Below are 3,017 nucleotides of genomic sequence, written 5' to 3'. Positions count from 1 at the left end.
GGCGGCGCAGTCGCGCGTTGGCGGATTGTTAGGGCGCAAGCCGGGGATTAGCGTCTTCCATATGGGCGACAGCCCGCGCATGCTGGAGCCGTTGTACCAGATCCTCGACAGCTGCGATGTACCGATTACCAAGCTGCTGCCCACACACGTCAATCGTGCGGAACCGTTGTTTCAGTCGGCGCTGGAGTATGCCCGCAAAGGCGGTTATATCGACATTACCAGCAGCATTGATGAACCCGTCGACCCGGCCACGGCTATCGCCACGGCACTACGCCAGAACGTGCCGCTGTCGCGTATTACCTTGAGTTCAGACGGCAACGGTAGCCAGCCGGAATTTGATGACTACGGTAATCTTATCGGCATCGGTGTCGCAGGGTTTGAATCACTGGCTGAAACAGTGCGCCAGTTGGTGAAGGTTCATGCCATACCGCTGGAACTGGCGCTGTGTCCGCTGACGCGAACGGTCGCAGAATTTTTGGGACTGGAACATAAAGGGCGTCTGGCGGTGGGATGCGATGCCGACATTCTGGTGCTCAATGATGCGCTTGAAGTTCATCACCTGTGGGCGAAGGGCAAAGCTGTCGTCAGAGAGAAAAAAGCCTGTATAAAAGGGACATTTGAATAAACGACGTTGATGCCGGATGGCGGCGTAAACGCCTTATCCGGCTACGGAGTTATGCGGATGGTGGCCTGATAAGACGCGTGGCGTCACCATCAGGCGCTATCCGGCAAAATGTAAATCAGGCGTTCTCTTTCAGCCAGTTCATTACCACGTCGTGGTGGTTGCTGGTTTTGAAGTCATCAAACACATGCTCAATTTTCCCTTCAGCATCAATCAGGAAGCTGATGCGGTGGATGCCATCATAGGTTTTGCCCATAAATGACTTCTCACCCCAGACGCCGAACTTCTCGCAAACCTGGTGATCTTCGTCGGACAGGAGCGTGAAGTTAAGGACTTCTTTCTCCGCGAATCGGGAAAGCTTCTCTGGTTTATCGGTGCTGATTCCCAGCACTTCAACACCTGCTTTTTTTAACTCATCCATGTTATCGCGCAGGCCGCAGGCCTGTACGGTACAGCCGGGTGTCATGGCTTTCGGGTAAAAATAAACCAGAACACGCTGTCCCTGGAAGTCGGTTAAATTTACTTGTTCTCCGTCTTGATCCGGCAAGCTAAATTTCGGTGCGATATCACCGGCTTTCAGTGGGTTCATTACTTAACTCCATCCTGTTCATCATGCTGTGAGTAATTGACGACGTTAATACTGCCTTGCGCATTGAGTTCTGTACAGAGTGCTTTAAACGCATCTTCAATATTTGCCGAATCATGTGACGCAGGACTATGTGCGGTAATTTGAATAAACAGCTGTGCCGCCTTTTCGTTCTCAGCCGGTTGCGTGCGTGAAACCAGTTCCGCAATATTCATTTGGTGGCTGTCAAACAGGGCGGTAAAGCGTTCAATCAAATGCGGAGAATCAGGAACATCGACCTGCACCCATACCGTAGCGGGCATCGCCGGACGGGGGCGTGCGGTCGTGCGCTTCATCACAATCAGTAAATCCAGCTCTGCACCTTTCAACGGCAAGGTTGATTCAATTAGGGTTATGGCATTCCAGGTGCCCGACAGCAACATGATAAACGTGAACTCGTCACCCAGCATGGCCAGTCGGCTGTCTTCGATATTACAGCCGCAACTGCTGACATGACGTGTGATGGTGTTCACAATTCCCGGGCGGTCAGCACCCAGCGCAGTAATGACCAGATAGTGTTGCGATGACGATGTCAAACCTGTTCTTCCTTTGAGCGGTGAGGTAATCATAAGGAAAGCATAAAAAAAACATGCATACAACAATCAGAACGGCTCTGGTCGCTTGCTTTTATTGTCGTACCAAACGTACCATTGAGACACTTGTTTGCACAGAGGATGGCCCATGTTCACGGGAAGTATTGTCGCGCTTGTTACGCCGATGGATGAGAAAGGTAAAGTCTGCCGGTCGAGCCTGAAAAAACTGATTGATTATCATGTCGCCAGCGGCACCTCGGCGATCGTTTCGGTTGGCACCACCGGTGAGTCTGCCACCCTGAGTCATGATGAGCATGGCGATGTGGTGATGATGACCCTGGAGCTGGCCGACGGGCGTATTCCGGTGATTGCCGGAACCGGCGCTAATGCGACCGCGGAAGCCATTAGTCTGACGCAGCGTTTCAACGACAGTGGTGTTGTCGGCTGCCTGACGGTGACGCCTTACTACAACCGCCCAACCCAGGAAGGTTTGTTCCAGCATTTCAAAGCCATCGCTGAACATACTGACCTGCCGCAAATTCTGTATAATGTACCGTCCCGTACCGGCTGCGATATGTTGCCGGAAACCGTTGGTCGCCTGGCGAAAGTAAAAAATATTATCGCTATTAAAGAGGCCACGGGGAACTTAAGTCGCGTTCACCAGATCAAAGAGCTGGTTTCAGACGACTTTATTCTGCTCAGCGGTGATGACGCGACCGGACTGGATTTTATGCAGCTCGGTGGTCATGGCGTGATTTCCGTGACGTCTAACGTTGCGGCACGCGATATGGCCGAAATGTGCAAACTGGCGGCAGCCGGGAACTTTGCCGAGGCGCGGGTGATTAACCAGCGTCTGATGCCGTTACACAACAAACTATTTGTCGAACCCAATCCTATCCCAGTGAAATGGGCGTGTAAGGAGTTGGGACTTGTGGCGACCGATACGCTACGTCTGCCGATGACGCCAATCACGGATAATGCTCGTGAAATCGTCAAAGCGGCGCTTAAGCATGCCGGTTTGCTGTAAAGTTTAGGGAGATTTGATGGCTTACTCAGTACAAAAGTCGCGCCTGGCCAAGGTTGCGGGTGTTTCGCTTGTTATGTTGCTCGCGGCCTGTAGTTCTGACTCGCGTTATAAGCGCCAGGTGAGCGGTGATGAATCCTATCTGGAGGCCGCACCGCTTGCTGAGCTTCACGCTCCAGCTGGGATGATTCTGCCGGTTATGTCGGGTGACTA

4 protein-coding genes and 1 pseudogene are annotated in these 3,017 nt (G+C 52.5%); 3 read left to right on the top strand and 2 right to left on the bottom strand.

Annotated features, from left to right (window positions below; translation table 11 throughout):
• On the top strand, positions 1-625 hold a 625-nt coding region (locus FDW87_RS21440; RefSeq protein ID WP_252362934.1), incomplete at its 5' end, for an amidohydrolase family protein.
• Between the two features lie 115 nt (positions 626-740).
• On the opposite strand, the gene bcp is transcribed toward FDW87_RS21440, so the two are convergent.
• Together bcp and FDW87_RS01255 are read right to left on the bottom strand one after the other, a co-directional pair.
• Positions 741-1,211: a thioredoxin-dependent thiol peroxidase gene (gene bcp / locus FDW87_RS01260; protein ID WP_137379376.1), complete on the bottom strand. Its 471-nt coding sequence runs from the start codon at positions 1,209-1,211 to the stop codon at positions 741-743.
• Entirely contained in the window at positions 1,211-1,783 is a 573-nt protein-coding gene (locus FDW87_RS01255; RefSeq protein WP_019077363.1) for a glycine cleavage system transcriptional repressor, read from the bottom strand. The genes bcp and FDW87_RS01255 overlap by 1 nt, the downstream gene beginning before the upstream one ends.
• A gap of 145 nt (positions 1,784-1,928) precedes the next feature.
• Here FDW87_RS01255 and dapA point away from each other — a divergent pair, with 145 nt between their 5' ends.
• Positions 1,929-2,807 carry a 4-hydroxy-tetrahydrodipicolinate synthase gene (gene dapA, locus FDW87_RS01250; RefSeq protein ID WP_016153972.1) on the top strand — a complete coding sequence of 293 codons (879 nt, stop codon included), beginning with the start codon at positions 1,929-1,931 and terminating at the stop codon, positions 2,805-2,807.
• Positions 2,808-2,823: 16 nt separating this feature from the next.
• Positions 2,824-3,017 (top strand): annotated as a pseudogene (locus FDW87_RS21435) (outer membrane protein assembly factor BamC); the annotation flags it as partial.

It is taken from the genome of Citrobacter sp. wls826 (assembly GCF_005281245.1).
Lineage (GTDB): Bacteria > Pseudomonadota > Gammaproteobacteria > Enterobacterales > Enterobacteriaceae > Citrobacter > Citrobacter braakii.
Note: the sequence above shows the minus strand (reverse complement) of the source record. Positions and strands in the feature narration are given on the sequence as shown.